Source organism: Marinactinospora rubrisoli (genome assembly GCF_042664915.1).
Taxonomy (GTDB): domain Bacteria; phylum Actinomycetota; class Actinomycetes; order Streptosporangiales; family Streptosporangiaceae; genus Marinitenerispora; species Marinitenerispora rubrisoli.
Window position 1 is genome coordinate 514,133 of record NZ_JBHTBH010000002.1, and the last position, 13,356, is coordinate 527,488.

12 protein-coding genes are annotated in these 13,356 nt (G+C 72.7%); 4 read left to right on the forward strand and 8 right to left on the reverse strand.

The annotated features are described in order from the left end of the window. Positions 1–169: 169 nt before the first annotated feature. Together ACFQRF_RS06380 and ACFQRF_RS06385 are read left to right on the forward strand one after the other, a co-directional pair. Positions 170–1,831 (forward strand): discoidin domain-containing protein, encoded by a 1,662-nt coding sequence (locus ACFQRF_RS06380; protein ID WP_379869619.1) that lies wholly within the window; start codon positions 170–172, stop codon positions 1,829–1,831. 89 nt (positions 1,832–1,920) lie between these two features. Next, entirely contained in the window at positions 1,921–3,033 is a 1,113-nt protein-coding gene (locus ACFQRF_RS06385; RefSeq protein ID WP_379869621.1) for a serpin family protein, read from the forward strand. A gap of 78 nt (positions 3,034–3,111) precedes the next feature. Here the strand turns inward: ACFQRF_RS06385 and ACFQRF_RS06390 are convergent, their stop codons facing one another. Next, positions 3,112–3,993 (reverse strand): alpha/beta fold hydrolase, encoded by an 882-nt coding sequence (locus tag ACFQRF_RS06390; RefSeq protein WP_379869623.1) that lies wholly within the window; start codon positions 3,991–3,993, stop codon positions 3,112–3,114. 107 nt (positions 3,994–4,100) lie between these two features. Here ACFQRF_RS06390 and ACFQRF_RS06395 point away from each other — a divergent pair, with 107 nt between their 5' ends. Next, the gene (locus ACFQRF_RS06395; protein WP_379869625.1) at positions 4,101–4,604 is read left to right on the forward strand and encodes a CGNR zinc finger domain-containing protein; all 504 of its coding nucleotides are present in this window, start codon (positions 4,101–4,103) and stop codon (positions 4,602–4,604) included. Positions 4,605–4,702: 98 nt separating this feature from the next. On the opposite strand, the gene ACFQRF_RS06400 is transcribed toward ACFQRF_RS06395, so the two are convergent. From ACFQRF_RS06400 to valS, 3 genes are all read right to left on the reverse strand, one after another. Next, positions 4,703–5,464, reverse strand: coding sequence for a DUF3710 domain-containing protein (locus ACFQRF_RS06400; RefSeq protein ID WP_379869626.1), 762 nt, complete (start codon positions 5,462–5,464; stop codon positions 4,703–4,705). A 172-nt stretch (positions 5,465–5,636) separates the two neighbouring features. Beyond that, entirely contained in the window at positions 5,637–6,146 is a 510-nt protein-coding gene (dut, locus tag ACFQRF_RS06405) for a dUTP diphosphatase (RefSeq protein ID WP_379869628.1), read from the reverse strand. A gap of 86 nt (positions 6,147–6,232) precedes the next feature. Beyond that, a complete protein-coding gene (gene valS, locus ACFQRF_RS06410; RefSeq protein ID WP_379869630.1) occupies positions 6,233–8,806 on the reverse strand; it encodes a valine--tRNA ligase in 2,574 nt (857 codons plus the stop codon). A gap of 215 nt (positions 8,807–9,021) precedes the next feature. On the opposite strand from valS, the gene ACFQRF_RS06415 reads away from it, so the two are divergent. Then, on the forward strand, positions 9,022–9,327 hold the full coding sequence (locus ACFQRF_RS06415) for a DUF4235 domain-containing protein (RefSeq protein ID WP_379869782.1): 306 nt from the start codon (positions 9,022–9,024) through the stop codon (positions 9,325–9,327). 34 nt (positions 9,328–9,361) lie between these two features. Here ACFQRF_RS06415 and ACFQRF_RS06420 read toward each other — a convergent pair whose 3' ends face one another. The 4 genes from ACFQRF_RS06420 to ACFQRF_RS06435 all read right to left on the reverse strand — a co-directional run bounded on the left by ACFQRF_RS06420 (position 9,362) and on the right by ACFQRF_RS06435 (position 13,316). Next, positions 9,362–10,336, reverse strand: a complete 975-nt coding sequence (locus ACFQRF_RS06420; protein ID WP_379869631.1) for a hypothetical protein — start codon at positions 10,334–10,336, stop codon at positions 9,362–9,364. A 191-nt stretch (positions 10,337–10,527) separates the two neighbouring features. Further along, positions 10,528–10,827 carry a DUF4193 domain-containing protein gene (locus ACFQRF_RS06425; RefSeq protein ID WP_078762498.1) on the reverse strand — a complete coding sequence of 100 codons (300 nt, stop codon included), beginning with the start codon at positions 10,825–10,827 and terminating at the stop codon, positions 10,528–10,530. A 465-nt stretch (positions 10,828–11,292) separates the two neighbouring features. Further along, positions 11,293–12,555, reverse strand: coding sequence for a sensor histidine kinase (locus ACFQRF_RS06430; protein ID WP_379869633.1), 1,263 nt, complete (start codon positions 12,553–12,555; stop codon positions 11,293–11,295). Positions 12,556–12,662: 107 nt separating this feature from the next. Continuing rightward, entirely contained in the window at positions 12,663–13,316 is a 654-nt protein-coding gene (locus ACFQRF_RS06435) for a response regulator transcription factor (RefSeq protein ID WP_379869635.1), read from the reverse strand. Positions 13,317–13,356 lie beyond the last annotated feature (40 nt).

Genomic DNA, 13,356 nt, shown 5'->3' on the forward strand with positions numbered 1-13,356 from the left:
CTCCGGTGAACGCCGCGTCAACGACACCGACCAAAATCGTTCGCCGATCCCGCCCGAAGTCGAGCGGATGTCGCGGCCATTGCCGCTGTTCGCGATCACTTCCGGCCATCCGCGAGCATCTTCCCTTCTCCCGCATTCCGGAAAGCGCTATCCCAGCTGGAGGATTCGCGTGTCCGACCGCTCCCCCGCTTCCCCCGCCGCCCGCGCCGTATCGCGTTCCGGTGGCGGCGCCCTCGCACTGCTGCTGGCCGCCGGTCTGGCCGCTCCGGCCCCGGCCTCCGCCGGCACCGCCGCCATCGTCCCCGAGGAGGTCGCGCGCATCGACATCAGCGCGGCCGGCGGCGGCGCGCGGCTGCTCCTCGGCGACGTCAGCGGCGACGGCCGCCGCGACCTCGTCATGATGCAGCCCACCTACTCCGCCGACGACCGCTACATCGGCCGCCAGGTCCAGGCACTGACCGCCTACGACCTCAGCGGCGACCTGCTCTGGCAGATCGGCGAGCCGGACCCCCGCGTCACGACCAACGGCACCGACATCCCCGCCCAGATCCACGACGTCGACGGCGACGGCCGCAACGAGGTGGTCGCCGTCATGAACGACCGGTTCACGGTGTTCGACGGCCGCACCGGCGAGTTCGTGCGGGACTTCGCGCTCCCGGACCCCGAGGCGCACGACGCCATCGCCTTCGCCGACCTGCGCGGCCTGGGCGAGCCGCGCGACATCCTGCTCAAGGACCGTTACGAGCGGATCTGGGCCCTGGACGAACACGGCGAACAACTGTGGACGCACCACGGCAACACCGGGCACTACCCCTGGCCCTACGATCTCGACGGCGACGGCCGGCACGAGCTGATGGCGGGGTACGACCTGCTCGGCCCGGACGGCTCGGTGCGCTGGAGCGCCGACATGGCCGACCACGCCGACACGATGTGGTTCGGGGACGTCGACGGCGACGGCGGCACCAACATCGTTCTGGGCGGCGCCGAGACGGTCGCCCACGACCCGGACGGCCGGGAGGTGTGGCGCAACGACGACACGGTGGAGTCTCAGAACGTCATCCTCGGCGACTTCCGGCCCGACCTGCCCGGGCTGGAGACCCTCGGCCTGGACCGGATCGACCGCGGCGAGAACGGTGTGGACGGGCTGTTCCTCATCGACGCCCAGGGGGAGATGCTGTTCCGCGAGGACCGGCAGACCCGCGGCTGCTGGGGGTCGATCCCCGACCGGATCCACAACTGGGACGGCCGGCACTCCGACCTGATCATGGCGTGGAACCGGGGCTGCGGAGAGCCGCCGTCCATCTTCGACGGCGAGGGGAACGTGGTCACCCGCTTCGACGTGGACGGCCGGCTCGCGCACGCGGACCTGTGCGGCGACGACCGGCCCGAGGTCGTCGATTTCGTCATGGGCGAGACCGCCCACGTGTACGCCAACGGCGGCTGCGACCTCGACTCCCATGTCACCGGCACGCCGCTGCCGCAGCTCAAACAGCAGTACAACTTCACCCGCTACACCGCGGGCGAGCAACCGGTGGACCACGCGGCCGGCCGCGAGCGGGACCGGCTGCGCGGCACGCCCGGCTGGCGGATCGACCTCGGCGCGCGCCGCGAGATCACCGGAGTCGTTCTCAGCGGATCCAACCACGGCGGTTACCGGATCGCCACGTCCACGGACGGCCGCGCCTGGACGCCGCTGGCCGAGGGGCGGCTGACCCGGCGCGACGGCTCGGCAGAGCACGACGTCACCGCCGTGGGCCGGCACGTGCGCGTGGTCTTCGACGACCCGGCCGCCGCGGCCCGGGCACGGATCGAGGTGCTGGGCAACCGCTGACGCCGCCCACGGACGAGATGGCCGCGGGACGCGGCGGTGCGTAGGCTGACTCGCGAGAAGGACTTCAGGCGAGCCGGAGGAGAGCGCCGATGACCGTCGCCCCGCGTCCCGACCATCTCGACTTCGCGTTGCGGCTGCACGGGGAGCTGGCCGGCACCGCCGCCGCGGGCGGTCCGGGGCTGGTCTGGTCGCCCTACTCGGTGGCGACCGCGCTCGGGCTGGTCGCCACCGGAGCGCGCGGCGGCACGCGCGGTGAGCTCACGGGCCTGCTGGGGGCCGATCTGCCGGGCCACCTCGCCGCGCTGGACGACGCCGTCGCCGACGGCCCGGAGCTGGCCACGCTCACCGGCCTGTGGGTGCGGCGCGACCTGCCCGTGGTGGACGCGTTCGAGGCCGAGCTGCGGTCCCGGGCGAACTCGGGGGTGTACCCGGCCGACTTCGCCGGCCGTCCCGACGGCGTCCGGTCCGAGGTCAACGCCGAGGTCGCCAAGCTGACCCGGGGGATGATCACCGGTCTGCTGCAACCGGGCGACGTCACCGAGCGCACCCGGGCGCTGCTGGTGAACGCGCTGTGGGTCCACCTGCGCTGGACCACCCCGTTCGACCCGGCGCGCACCGCTCCGGGACCGTTCCACACCCCTGACGGCGAGCGTCCGGTGCCGATGATGCACCGCACCGGCAGCATGCCCTACGCCGATGCCGGGGGGTGGCGCATGGTGACGCTGGCCGGCGACCACGACCTCGCGCTGGACGTGCTGCTCCCGGGCGGGCGGGGGCGGGACGGCGGCACGCTCACCCCCACGGTGCTGCGCCGGCTCTACCGGGCGGCGAAGCCGGTCGAGGTGGATCTGACGCTGCCGCGCTTCGAACTCACCTGGCACACCGAGCTGTCCCGCCCGCTCGGCTCGGCCGGTGTGCGCACGCTCTTCTCCGACGACGCCGACCTGTCCGGTATCTCCTCCGCGCCGCTGCGCGTGGACGCGGTCATCCACCAGGCCCGCCTGCGGACGGACGAGAAGGGCGCGGAGGGCGCCGCCGCGACCGCGGTGGTGATGCGCCTGGCGTCGTTCGTCCCCAAACGGCCGGTGGACTTCACCGTGGACCGCCCGTTCACGTTCGTGCTGCGCCGCCGCTCGGCGATCCTGTTCCTCGGCACCGTCACCGACCCGCGGGATCCCGGTCCGGCCACGCCCGGCGACTAGGGTCCGTCGCCGAACGTCGTCGATGGGAAATCATGGTGGGGTGGTCCGTTGACGGGACCTTGCCTGCCCGGCGGAACGTCACACCCGGGCGACCGGCAACGTACGGGTCAGAAAGTCCCGGATGTAGCCGGCCACGGTGTCCAGGTGGCTCTCCAGCAGGAAGTGGCCGCCGCCGGGCACCAGGTGGATCTCGGCGTCCGGCAGGTCCCGCGCGAAGGCGCGCGCGCCGTCAGGGCCGAAGATGAGGTCCCCGGCCCCCCATACGGCCAGGAGGGGGACGCGGCTCTCCCGGAAGTACGCGTGCACCCGCGGGTACAGGGGCGGATTGGTGGCGTAGTCACGGAAGAGGGCGAGCTGTACGAGGTCGTTGCCCGGCCGGCTGATGTCACGGTGGTCGGCCGTCCAGGTGTCGGGGTCGACCAGTTCGGGACGGTCCACCCCGTGGAGGTACTGCCAGCGGACGGCGTCGAGGTCGAGGGCGGCGCGGACCGCCGGTTCCGTCCCGGGTCCCGGGTCGTCGGCGTAGGCCCACACGGGCGCCCAGAACTCAGGGACGAAGCCGTCCTCGTAGGCGTTGCCGTTCTGGGTGATCATCGCGGTGATCGCCTCCGGGTTCCGCAGCGCGAGCCGCCATCCGATGGGCGCGCCGTAGTCCTGTACGTACATGGCGTAGCGGGTGACACCGAGTCCGGCCAGGAGCGCCTCGGTGATGTCGGTGAGTGCGTCGAAGGTGTACGGGAACGTTTCGGCGGGCGGGGTGTCGGAGTGGCCGAAGCCGAGGTGGTCGGGTGCGATGACGCGGAACCGGTCGGCGAGCTCCGGGATCAGCCGCCGGAACATGCGCGAGCCGGTGGGGAATCCGTGCAGGAGCACCAGAGCGGGCGCGTCGCGGGGGCCGGCCTCCCGGTAGAAGATGCGGTGTCCCAGCACGGTGGCGTAGCGGTGGCGAACCTCGACCATGACTAACCCTCTCAATCACTTTTGATGGTTATTCCGGCCCCCAGTCGACCCGATGTGGGATAACCTGTCAAGTCGAACAAGAGGGTTAGCCGGGGAGGTGGCCGGGCATGATCGACGAACGGGCGCTACTCGAAGCGCTGAACAGCACCCCAATGGTGGACGGCCGGCCGCGGGATCTGTGGGCCGACGCCGCCGCGCTGCGGCGGTGGGCACAGGAGCACGGCGGCTCTGGGGACGCGCCGGCGATCGACTGGCTGCGCACGGCGAGGGACCTGCTCCAGCGCGCCACACGCGGCCCCGTGCCCGAGGCGGAGCTGCGGCGGCTGCTCACCGGCGTCCACCGGCTCCCCGAGATCGGCGCGTCGGGTCTGCGGTGGCGACTCCAGGCGCCCCCCGAGCGCGTGCTCGCGGTGGAGCTGGTGCTCGCCTGGTACGACGTCCAGGCGCGCAGACCCGGTCGGCTGCGCCCCTGCGGCAACGACGAGTGCCGCCTCTTCCTCCTCGACCGCAGCCGCGCCAACACCGCACGCTGGTGCTCGATGAAAACCTGCGGTAATCGCCTGAAGGCCCGCCGCCACCAGGAGCGCGCCCGCCAGGCTCCGCAGTCCTGACGGGCGCACCCGCCCCGCTGAGACGGGCATGGTGCGTACCGGGTTCAGGTGTCCGGCTCTCCGGAAGGCCGGGTGCCGACGGTCCGCCGGGGGTGCGGCTAGTCGGCCGCCGCGGGATCGTCCGCGCCCGGCTCGCCGGTGGCGGCCGGTGCCGGCGGCTGCTCCCGTCGCGCGGCGGGTGTGGCGGTGGGCCGCGCCTGGGGCGGGAGTTTGAGCTCCAGCAGTTCGCGCGGCGGAATGGGCATCTCGCCGCGGACCACCACGATGTTCTGGAAGATCTCCTCGATCCGGGCCGCGACCGCCGGCTGCGTGGCGCCCTCGCCACGGATCACGCCGCGCAGGAACCACCGGGGACCGTCGACCCCGATGAAGCGGGCGGGCTGCCCCAGCTGGTGCCCCTGTTCGGTCTTCTTGCCCGGCACCGGAATGATGGCCCGCAGCTCGGGACCGAAGGTGCCCTCGAAGTCCTCGACCTTGCCGCCGGACTGGGTGATCTCGGCGGAGATCTCCGCGCGGACCTCGTCCCACAGGCCGCTGGTCTTGGGCGCGGCGAACGGCTGGATCTGCAGGGCGGTCTTGCCGTTGACGACCGTGACGCCGATGACCCGGTTGTGCGGCTTGGCCACGTTGACCTGAACCTCGATGTCCGGGCCCACCGGCACGAGCAGTCCGCCGAGGTCGACCCGCTGCGTCTCCGGCGCGTCCTCCGAGGCGTCCCACGGACCCTGGGCGCGGAACCGGTCCTCGGGCTTGTTCGGCTCCGCGACGGTCCCGGGGCGCTCGACGACCCCGGCCAGGTCGCCCGCAGCGCCGTTCGCCGCGCCGTTACTGTCGCGCTTCTTGTGTCGGCGTCCGAACACGCCTGCACCTCTCCCGACTCGTCCATCCCGGACCGCCCGGGACGTGTTGCTCTTCGATCTGCCGGCGCCGCCGGCCGCCCGCGTGGGCGCTTCCGGTCGCACTCGCCACCTCGCTCCCCTCCACCGCCGGCACCACGAGCCTCCGGCGATCACGGCCGACGGCTCCGGACGCTCAGCGGCTCGTCGCTCCGTCGGCGGCCACGGTGGGCGCCGCATCTGCGTGGCCGCCGGTCGACCCGAATCCGTTCGCGCCGCGTGCGGACTCCGGCAGGGTATCCACCTCGTGGAACGTGACCCGCTCGACTCGCTGGACGACCAGCTGCGCGATCCGGTCGCCTCTGGTCACCCGCACCGGGGTGCGTGGATCGGTGTTGAGCAGGGTCACCCTGATCTCGCCACGGTACCCCGCGTCGACGGTCCCCGGCGCGTTCACCAAGGTCAGGCCGTGTCGCGCGGCCAGGCCGGAGCGAGGGTGCACGAAGGCGGCGTAGCCGTCGGGAAGGGCGATGGCGACGCCGGTGCGCACCGTGGCGCGCTCGCCGGGGGCCAGTTCGACGTCCTCGGCGGAGACCAGGTCGGCGCCCGCGTCGCCGGGGTGGGCGTAGCCGGGCAGCGGCAGGTCGGGATCGATGCGGCGGATCCGCACGGTCACCGGGCCGGTGTCACGGGGTTGGCTTCTCACATTGTGCGAGCCTATCGCGCGCGGCCGGGCGGGCGCCCCGCTCGCCGCTCCCCTGGGGAGACCCGGCGGGCGGAGCGCCCACGGCGTCACTCGGCGGTCTCGGGCAGCGTGACCTCCACCCGCAGGTCGGCCTCGTCGGTCACCGCGAACTCCAGCACTCCGGCGCGGCCGGCCGCGGCGATGTCCGAGCGCGACTGACGGGCGTGCCCGGCGTTCTTGCCGCTGACCACGACGCGGTCCACGTCGGCGCGCATGGAGAGCTTGGCCTCGGACTTGGCCTTGCGGATGGCCCGGAGCACCTCGGCCGTGGCGGCGAGCACGGCGGGGTCGCCGCCCTGCGCCGCCGTCCGGAACTCGGCCGCCTCGGGCCACCGGGCGGCGTGCACGGAGCCCTCCTGCCACCAGGACCACACCTCGTCGGCCACGAACGGCAGGAACGGCGCGAACAGCCGGTGCAGCACGGACAGCGCGATGAGCAGCGCGCTGCGCGCCGACGCCCCGGCCGGCGACTCGCTGTCGTAGGCGCGGACCTTGACGAGCTCCAGGTAGTCGTCGCACAGGTCCCAGAAGAAGCGCTCGGTGCGCTCCAGGGCACGGGTGTAGTCGTACCCCTCGAACGCGGCCGTGGCGTCCTCGACGACCTCCGCGAGCGCGGCGAGCATGGCGCGGTCCAGCGGTTCGGTGACCGCCGCCGGGTCCGCTGCGGCGTCCTCGCCGGCGACCGACAGCGCGAACTTGCTGGCGTTGAGGATCTTGATGGCCAGGCGCCGGCCGATCTTCATCTGGCCTTCGTCGAACGCGGTGTCGGTGCCGGGCCGGCCGTTGGCGGCCCAGTAGCGCACGGCGTCGGAGCTGTACTTCTCCAGCAGGTCGATGGGCGTGACGACGTTGCCCTTGGACTTCGACATCTTCTTGCGGTCGGGGTCCAGGATCCATCCCGACAGGGCGGTGCGCCGCCACGGCACGGAGTCGTGCTCGAAGTTCGACCGGACGACCGTGGCGAACAGCCAGGTGCGGATGATGTCGTGCGCCTGCGGGCGCAGGTCCATCGGGAACACCCGCTGGAACAGGTCGTCGTCGCGCTCCCAGCCGCCGGCGATCTGCGGCGACAGCGAGGACGTGGCCCAGGTGTCCATGACGTCGGGGTCGCCCATGAACCCGCCGGCCCGGCCGCGCTGGTCCTCGGTGTAGCCGGGGGGGACGTCGGAGCTGGGGTCGACGGGCAGCGCCGACTCCTCGGCCACGATGGGCGAGTCGTAGCGCGGGTTGCCGTCGGCGTCCAGCGGATACCAGACCGGGAACGGCACCCCGAAGAAGCGCTGACGGCTGACGAGCCAGTCGCCGTTGAGACCCTCGACCCAGTTCTCGTAGCGGGCCCGCATGAAGGCCGGGTACCAGGTGAGTTCCCGGCCCCGCTCGACCAGCCGGTCGCGCAGCGCGGCCTCGCGCCCGCCGTTGCGGATGTACCACTGGCGGGTGGTGACGATCTCCAGGGGCTTGTCGCCCTTCTCGTAGAACTTCACCGGGTGCGTGATGGGCCGCGGCTCCCCGACGAGGTCGCCGGACTCGCGGAGCATCTCGACCATGCGCTCGCGCGCGGTGTGCACGGTGGCCCCGGCCAGCCGGCCGTAGGCGAGCCGGGCGGCCTCGGTCTCCAGCCCCGCCGGCGGCTCGGCGACGACGCGACCGTCCCAGCCGATGATCGGGCGGGTCTCCAGCTGCAGCTCGCGCCACCAGGTGACGTCGGTGGTGTCGCCGAAGGTGCAGATCATGGCGATGCCGGACCCCTTCTCGGGGTCGGCCAGCCGGTGCGCGCGGACCGGGACCTCGACCCCGAAGACGGGGGTGCGCACCGTTCCGCCGAACAGGTCCTGGTAACGCTCGTCGTCGGGGTGGGCGACCAGCGCGACGCAGGCGGCCAGCAGTTCGGGCCGCGTGGTCTCGATGTACACCGGGTCGCCGTCGGGCCGGTGGAAGGCGAGCCGGTGGTAGGCGCCGGGCCGCTCGCGGTCCTCCAGCTCGGCCTGGGCGACGGCGGTGCGGAAGGTGACGTCCCACAGCGTGGGGGCCTCGGACATGTAGGCCTCACCGCGGGCGAGGTTGCGCAGGAAGGCGCGCTGGGCGGCGGTGCGGGCGTTGGCGTCGATGGTGGCGTAGGTGTAGCGCCAGTCGACGCTCAGGCCGAGCCGCCGCCAAATGCTCTCGAAGACCTTCTCGTCCTCGGCCGTGAGCCGGTCGCACAGCTCGATGAAGTTCCGGCGCGAGATGGGCACCTGGCGCTTGGGGTCGGGCTTGGCCGGCGGAGCGAAGTCCGGATCATACGGCACCGACGGGTCGCAGCGGACGCCGTAGTAGTTCTGCACCCGGCGCTCGGTGGGCAGGCCGTTGTCGTCCCAGCCCATGGGGTAGAACACCGCCTTGCCGCGCATGCGCTGGAACCGCGCGACGGCGTCGGTGTGGGTGTAGGAGAACACGTGGCCGATGTGCAGCGAACCGGAGACCGTGGGCGGCGGGGTGTCGATGGAGAACACCTCGTCGCGGCCACGGGAACGGTCGAAGTGGTACACGCCGGACTCGTCCCAGACGTCTACCCACTTCTCCTCGATACCGTCGAGCGAGGGGCGGTCGGGCACGCGGAAGGAACGAGAGCGGTTGGTCATGAAGCCAATGGTATGGGTGTCCCGGCCGTGATCGCTCCCGGTTTCCCCAGGGGTCCCGGCGGCGGGGCGGCTCGGAAACCGGCCGGGCTCTCCCCCTCCCACGGGAGCGGGCGCGACCGCGCGGTGGGCCCACTGCGCCGCCGATGCGCGGCATGGCAGTATTTCGGCACGTGCCGCAGCGGCACGGACCACGACAACGGAAGCGATCGATGCACATGGCAGACAAGGACGGTGAGCTGGCCGCCCGGATCGTCGGCGGTGTGGCCGCCCTGGCGGCCGGTTACGCGGCGCGCAAGGTGATCACCTTCGCCTGGACGCGGGCGGTCGGCAAGGAGCCGCCGAGCGACCCGGAGTCGCCGGACATCAGCCTGGGCGAGGCGCTGGGCTGGGCCGTGGTGACCGGTGTGGGCATGGAGGTCGCCCGGGTGCTGGCGGTGCGCGCCGCCCACAAGCGGCTCGCGCCGCGCCGGAACCGCTCGGACGCCGAGCTGGCGGTCAGCGCGGCGGCCGGCGCCGTGTAGCGGGCGGCGACGGCACCGGCGGGACACCGGGCCGTCAGTGGTCCTTCCCGCGCGGGAGGACGCGGCCGGAGGCGGGGCGGACGGAGTCGATGCGCCGGACGTTGCGCGCCTCCGGCAGCGCGGCGGCCCGCAGGTCGTCGCGGACGGCGGCGGCGAGGGCGCGAGTGCCCGCGCGGTTGAGCGTCCCGCCGGCGACCGCGCCGGTCAGGTAGGGGCCGAGCGTGGTGAGGTGCCGGCCGAGCAGCCGCATCAGGCGGTTGCGCAACGCGGTGCGGGCGGCCGTGCCCAGGGCCGCGGTGATGGACTTCTCCGCCTGGAGCGGGTCGATGCCGCGCTTCTTCGCCCAGGCCACCAGGTAGCCGGACGTGCGCTGGAGGGTGTTGCCCGCCGCGGGGGTTCCGTAGACCTCGTGAAGTTCGCCGATGAGCTTGACCTCGACCGCGGCGACCACGAGCGTCTCCGCGACGATCTGCGCGGGGGCGGTGAGCAGCAGCGGCGGGGCGGTGAACTCGACGGCGGCCAGCGCGCCGCCGGCGGCGCCCACGGCGGTCGTGGTGTTGACGGCGTTGCGCTCCAGGACGTCGGCCAGGTCCTCGCCGGTCAGCCCCTTGTGGTGCCGGATCAGGGTCTCGCGGTCCCGCACCGGGATTCGGGGGGCGATCTCGTTCGCGAAGAGGTCGGTGAGCCACCGCCCACCGGCGACGCTCCTGGCGCCGGCCGCGCGGGCGCGGGCGGCGATGGCGCGGGAGAGCCGGCCCAGCAGCCGGACCCGCCGCCGCTTGTCGGTTCCCTCGTCCGACATCAGCCGTGCGACGAGGTCACCGACCTCGTCGCCGCCCGGCTCGGCCGGCACGAGTGCGGCCCCGGACGGCCGCCCGGTCCTGGGTGCCCGCGGCGTGGCGCCAGTGCGCCCGGTCCGCTCCGCGCCAGGTTCGGGCCGCTCCGCGCGGTCCCGCCCGTCACCGGGCCCGGTCTCGCTGTTCCCGTCGTCGTGCGCGCTCCTGCTCATGTCCGTCCCATCCCGTCCGCCGCCTGCCCGTGGCGGCCTCCCTGGGCTCAACGTAGACGATCGTGGCGGACGTTCCCGCCCCGCGGCCGCCCGGGACCGGCCGGAAAAGAGTGATGCGCCTCCCACCCGGGAGACGCATCACAAGCCACTGTTCTTCGACCGTCGAGGCAGCGGGAGGGAAGCGGCCTGGCTCAGGCGGCGCACTCCTTGCACACGAGCTGCCCGTTGCGCTCCTCCGCGAGCTGGCTCCGGTGGTGCACCAGGAAGCAGCGGGAGCAGGTGAACTCGTCGGCCTGGCGGGGCAGCACCCGGACGGCGAGCTCCTCGCCGGACAGGTCCGCACCCGGCAGCTCCATCCCTTCGGCGACCTCATCAGGGTCGACGTCGATGGTGCTGGTGCCCTTGTCCACCCGACGTGCCTGCAGCTCCTGAAGGCTGTCCTCGTTCAGGTCCTCGTCGGTCTTCCGCGGGCTGTCGTAGTCGGTGGCCATCTGTCTTACTCCATCCCCCTCGTTCTGTGCCTCGTCGCGCGGGTTGTAACGCTCCAGAGACGCAACTTGTGCCCGATCAGGCAGAAAATCTTGTGGCGCGCGTGGACGGTGACCCCTCCCGGGTTCGGTCGCACCGAATGGCAGCGGCGGGTGGCCGAATCCGGCCGACGCGTCGCGTCGCCACCGCGACTCGATCCACTCCCATGTGCTACCCAACGCCCGAAGGTTCTGACCTGTTTCATCGTCTTTCCTGACGCCCGTCGGAGCGCGGGTACTCGCGCCGGATGCCAGGGCAAGAACAGACACGTTAACGGCCGGAAAAATTCCCGCCGTCGTCACGCCCGGGTGAGCATACCTACCCTGCGGACCACTCCGGACCTCGGGTGGCCGTGTCATCGGACACGTATGAATATCACGGACGGTGGCCACGGCGCAGCCGGTCCCGCGGTCCGCGGATCAGCGGGGTCAGCGGGCGGCGGAGACCGCGGTGCCGTCTCCGTCGGCACGCCGGTGCGCCACGGGGAACTGCACGGTGACGACGAGCCCGCCTCCGGCACGCGGCCAGGCCAGCACGCTGCCGCCGTGCGCCCGCACGACCGAGCGCACGATGCTCAGCCCGAGCCCCGCGCTCTTGCGGGAGCCGGTGCGGTCGCCGGAGCCGCGCCGGAACGGCTCGAACAGCCCCTCGATCTCGTAGGCCGGGATGACCGGGCCGGAGTTCTCGACCTGCACGGCGGGCATCTCGTCGTAGGTACCGGAGCGGACGGTGATCTCGCCGCCGGAGACGTTGTACCGCAGCGCGTTCTCGACCAGGTTGCCCACCAGCCGTTCCAGCAGCACCGGGTCGCCGACGACCGGGGCGCTGAGCAGGTCGGAGCGGACGTGCAGCCCGGAGTCCTCGATGTCCTGGGAGAGCTGGCTCAGGACGGTGCTGGAGACCTCCCCCAGGTCGACCAGGGTGCGCACGTCGAGTTCGCGGTCGCTCTTGGCCAGGAAGAGCAGGCCGTCGATGAGCCGTTCGTGCCGGGAGTTGGTCTCCAGCAGGGTGCGGCCGATGGTGCGCAGGTCGGCCGACGCCTCGGGGTCGGCCAGCGCGACCTCCAGGAGCGTGCGGTTGATGGCGAGCGGGGTGCGCAGCTCGTGCGAGGCGTTGGCGACGAAGCGGCGCTGGCCGTCGAAGGCGCGGTCCAGCCGCTCCAGCATGTCGTCGAAGGTGTCGGCCAGCTCCCGGATCTCGTCGTCGGGGCCGGACAGTGCGATGCGCTCGTGCAGCGACCGTTCGGAGAGCCGCCGCGCGGTCCGGGTGATCTTGTGCAGCGGTGACAGCGCGCGCCCGGCGACCGCGTACCCCAGTACGACGGCGAGGAGGCCGACGATGACCAGCGCCATGATCGAGAACCGGGTGACCTGGCCGAGGACGCTCTCGATGAAGCTGCTCTTGGCTTCCTCCACGATGGCGGGGTCGAGCGTGTAGGCCCCCGGCGCCACGGTGAACTCCAGGCTGTCCAGCACGCTGGCGACGATGACGTAGTTGAGCAGCACGAGCAGCGAGCCGGCCGCGAAGAACAGCATCCCGTAGATGAGCGTGAGCCGCATCCGCAGGCTGATGTTGTCGGTGAGCCGGACCTCATGGTGCGGGCCGCCCGGCCTGCGGGAGGCCACCGGAGCGGTGGCCGGGGTGTTCAGCCGCCGCCAGGTTCCGGTGTCGCCGGGCGGGGTCGGGGGCACCTCGCCGGGTGAGACGGGCGGGTGGGTGTGGGCGCCGCCGTCGCGCACGGTGGGCCCGCCGGGCCGGCCGGGCCCGGGCGCAGACTCACCGTGTCCGCCGGTGGACGTCAAATCCGGTACCCCGCGCCGGGGACGGTGTGGATGACCGGCGGCTCGCCGAGCTTCTTGCGCAGCGTCATGACCGTGACCCGCACGACGTTGGTGAAGGGGTCGGCGTTCTCGTCCCACGCCTTCTCCAGCAGCCCCTCGGCACTGACCACGGTGCCGTTGGCGCGCATGAGCACCTCCAGGACGGCGAACTCCTTCGGGGTCAGGCTGACGTCGCGCTCGTCCCGCCGCACGGTGTGGTTGGCGGGGTCGAGGGTGATGCCGCTGCGGCGCAGCACCGGCGGCAGCGGCGGCGCCGCGCGGCGGCCCAGCGCGCGGACGCGGGCGATGAGTTCGGCGAAGGCGAACGGCTTGGCCAGGTAGTCGTCGGCGCCGAGAGTGAGGCCCTCGACCCGGTCGCTGAGTTCGCCCGCGGCGGTGAGCATGAGGATGCGGCCGGTGTAGCTCTCCTCGACCAGCGACCGCGCGACGTCGTCGCCGTGGGTCCCGGGGAGGTCGCGGTCCAGGACGATGACGTCGTACTCGTTGACGCTGGTGCGCTCCAGGGCGCTGTCGCCGTCGTAGACGACGTCGACCGCCATGGCTTCCCGGCGGAGCCCGACCGCGACGGCGTCGGCGAGGACCTGTTCGTCTTCGACAACGAGTACGCGCACTGGTGTCCTTCACTTCCGGGCCGGCCGGTGTGGCCGCTGC